General features: G+C 71.3%; 3 protein-coding genes and 1 pseudogene. 1 reads left to right on the forward strand and 3 read right to left on the reverse strand.

What is annotated here, in order from left to right; all coding sequences use genetic code 11:
- Positions 1-417 (forward strand): annotated as a pseudogene (locus ACF09J_RS35970) (transposase); the annotation flags it as partial.
- A 24-nt stretch (positions 418-441) separates the two neighbouring features.
- Here ACF09J_RS35970 and ACF09J_RS35975 read toward each other — a convergent pair.
- The 3 genes from ACF09J_RS35975 to ACF09J_RS35985 form a co-directional block, all read right to left on the reverse strand.
- Entirely contained in the window at positions 442-918 is a 477-nt protein-coding gene (locus tag ACF09J_RS35975; protein WP_392309659.1) for a hypothetical protein, read from the reverse strand.
- A 264-nt stretch (positions 919-1,182) separates the two neighbouring features.
- Positions 1,183-1,755: a hypothetical protein gene (locus ACF09J_RS35980; protein ID WP_392309660.1), complete on the reverse strand. Its 573-nt coding sequence runs from the start codon at positions 1,753-1,755 to the stop codon at positions 1,183-1,185.
- Positions 1,748-2,302, reverse strand: a complete 555-nt coding sequence (locus ACF09J_RS35985) for a SigE family RNA polymerase sigma factor (protein ID WP_392309661.1) — start codon at positions 2,300-2,302, stop codon at positions 1,748-1,750. The genes ACF09J_RS35980 and ACF09J_RS35985 overlap by 8 nt, the downstream gene beginning before the upstream one ends.
- Positions 2,303-2,352: the final 50 nt, after the last annotated feature.

Below are 2,352 nucleotides of genomic sequence, written 5' to 3' on the forward strand. Positions count from 1 at the left end.
TAGGGAGCTCCACTGGGTCGCGTCCTGGCCGGCGCCAACCGCCACGACTCCCCACTGCTCGCCCCGGCCCTGGACCGCCTGAACGACCTGGGTCCGCTGCCCGACGACATCACCGTCCACCTGGACGCCGGCTACGACTCCGACAAGACCCGTACCCTGCTCAACGAACGCGGCCTCCACGGCCGCATCGCGCACAAAGGCGAGAAGGCGCCCATCCAGGCCAGTCAGCGCTGGCACGTCGAACGCACCCACGCCTGGCAGAACGCCTTCCACCGGCTCGCCCGCTGCTACGAGCGCCGCGCCACCGTCGTCGACGCATTCTTCGACCTCGCCGACACGGTCATCACCGTGCTCAGCCTGATCCGGCAGGCATGGACGACTTACCGCTGGGACGAGCGCCCGAACCGCCGACCATGACCGCACCCCTGTCCGCGCCACCTTTTAGGAGGTGTACAGCGACTGCAACCTGGTCACCCTGCCCTTCCCGTCGAAGCTGAGGTCGTACCCCAGCCCCGAGCGGGAGGAGCTCGGCTCGGCCATCAGCCGGTTGACGAACTCCGCCTGGGAGTAGGGGTAGGGGGCGGAGTTGTCGCCCAGCGGGACCGATAGCAGCACCCGGGCGTCTGTGGCCATGAGCACCGTGGTGTAGGGCCCTTCACCGGGGATGATCAACCACGCCTCGTGCGGGCCCATGGCGGCCACCTTCCGGGCCGTCCGCACTGACAGGTAGGTCCGTCCGCCGCTGATCCAGCCCCCGCGTATCTGCATGAACTGCTTGGTACCGGCCCAGCGCGTCGTGCCGGCCGGGGCGGTGCCCTCGCCGGGCGCGGCGGGCGCGGTCGTCGCAGTGGGCGGGTGCGTCGCGGTGGGCGGGGTCGTCGCAGTAGCCGGGACCGTCGCCGTGGGCGGGGTCGGCACGGCGGCCTGTCCGGACGCCGACGCTGAAGCCGTCACCGGTGTTGCCGGGGCAAGGGCGTCCGCCTGCTCTTCGCCTCCCTTGCCGGTGCATGCGGTCAGGGCGAGAGCGGTCAGGGCGAGAGCGGTCAGAGGAAGGGCGCCGGTTCGGCGGCGAGAAGTGAGCACGGCAAGGTCCCATCGGATCAGATGCAGTCGGGATACATGAGCTCTACGCCCTGGCCCGCCTCTGGGTTGCACCTCGATGCGGTGAATGCGGCGGCGGCCTCAGTCGGTCTCCCGCAAGGACTCCACCCGGCCCTCGCTGTCGTAGTCGATCGCGAACATCCACCGCGGCCCGGCAGCCAGCCGGCTCACCAACTGGTCCAGCTGCCTATCCGCAGGGGCCCCGCCGGAGAGCCGCCGTGCTTCCACCAGCGTCCACCGCGGCAGGGTCAGCGTGTGCACCACACCCGTGGGCACCGCGCTCCCCCGGACGGTACGGAGCTGCTCGACGGTGACCCGCACCATGTCGCCCTGCGCCACCGCGCCGTACACGTAGCCCAGTTCACTGGCATACTCCTCGCCCGGTGCAGGCGACGGCGGCACGAAGCCTGAAACGGTCGGCGCCGGCACGATCGCGGCCGGCTCCGGCACCCCGGCGGCTCGGAACAGCGACAGACCGCCCACCACCATAGCGGCGGCCAGCAGCACGCCGCCGAACGCCACAGCCGCCCGTCGGCGGCGCATGCGCTGCTCACCACGGGCCCGCACCCGGTGAGCGGCAAGCGGCATCACCTGCTGCCGGCCCGACTCGGCGAGTCCGGCCAGGCTCCGCTCCAGTTCTGTCCTGTCAGCCATGCCTCACCTCCGGCAGCCGGGTCGTCCGCAGATCGAGCTCCGTATCGGCCAGCAGACGTGCCAGCGCCGCCCGTCCGCGGCTCAGGTGCGCCTTGACCGTGCCGACGGGGCAACCGGTCTCGGCAGCCACCTGCTCCACCGGCAGATCACACAGATGATGCAGCACCACGGCCCGCCGCTGCGCCTCGGGGATCCGCCGAAGTACCTGGACCAGCAGCACATGGTGCGGTTCCGGCGGCGGTACGGCAGCGGGCGGACCCTGCCGCCGGGCGAAGGCCAGCGCGGTGCGCGCCCGCCGCCACCGGCTGACCGCCAGCCGCCAGGCCACCGTGCGCACCCACGCTTCGGGGGCACCGTTCAGGTCCAACTCGGCCCAGTGTTCCCAGGCCCGGGCGAAGGCCTCCTGCACCACGTCCTGAGACTCAGCCAGGTCACCTGTCATCGCGTACAACTGGCCGACGAGCCGGCCGACGCTCGCGGTGTAGAAGGCGTCAAAATCACGCTCGTCCACACCGCGGCCCGGCACATTCTGTGGTGGTGGTCGCATACCCCTTCTCACGCCGAACGGTGGCTGCGCGGCTCCAGTGGAGCTCCCTG

The organism is Streptomyces sp. NPDC014889, assembly GCF_043081205.1.
Classification (GTDB): domain Bacteria; phylum Actinomycetota; class Actinomycetes; order Streptomycetales; family Streptomycetaceae; genus Streptomyces.